Raw genomic sequence first — 813 nt, 5'->3', positions numbered from 1 at the left:
GGGTTGTATTTCATGGACGATACAAATAACTTTGTGGTCAATAACTACTCAAGAAGTGGAGCTAGAATTGAGGATTTAAGTGACAGTTTAATTGATAAATTGTTTGATGCAAAAGTTGTGTTTTTCTGTTTGGGTCATAATTACAGTGCTGACACTATCGTGAATGAAAGGTTAGCTAAGTGTGTAGAAGCTTATAACAAGTATAAGCCGATCCTTTACGTAGTGGACTTAGTTTGGGATAAATCGAGATTAATAACAGAAACACAACTAAAGAATTTTGCTACACAATGCAATTCACCTTATATTAAAATTATTGATAAAGTGGATAACGTTCAAACACTAATTGATAGTGGATTTATCAGTGATGTTTCCCATCCAACAGTGGAAGGTCACAGACTGATTGCGGAAAAAATATTAGCAACAGCCAAAACCACTTTCCTAACAAAGAGTTCAATCGTACAATTCCAAACCGTTCAGAATGACTTACAGAACACTAATGAAATTCTTTATACTGGGAAAGTGCGATATACGGGTGAATTTGATAAATCAGATCCAAACTATTCTAAATTTAAAGATATAAAAATGAGATTGGAATTGATTCCTAAGAACGGTTATGCCCCAACTGCTATTTATTTTGGTCAGGCAGACGCTACTTATTGGGCTTTATATGATGATCCTGTTTCTGCAAGTTCAGTATCTGGAAATCTTCCAAGAACGACTGGTACACATCAAATCAAACAGGCTTCATGGAACGATGCTACAAAACCTTTTGATGCAATGCTAAACATTGGTGAAGGTTCACAGGCACTAATT

At 35.2% G+C, this 813-nt stretch carries 1 protein-coding gene; it reads left to right on the top strand.

Annotated features, from left to right (window positions below; translation table 11 throughout):
- Positions 1-12: 12 nt before the first annotated feature.
- Positions 13-813 (top strand): hypothetical protein (locus tag AC1DSL_RS18925; protein WP_477533434.1); only part of this gene is annotated, 801 nt, incomplete at its 3' end.

It is taken from the genome of Paenisporosarcina sp. P4_D4 (genome assembly GCF_056401835.1).
The sequence above is the reverse complement of the archived record's forward strand: the minus strand, read 5'-3'. Positions and strand labels throughout refer to the sequence as shown.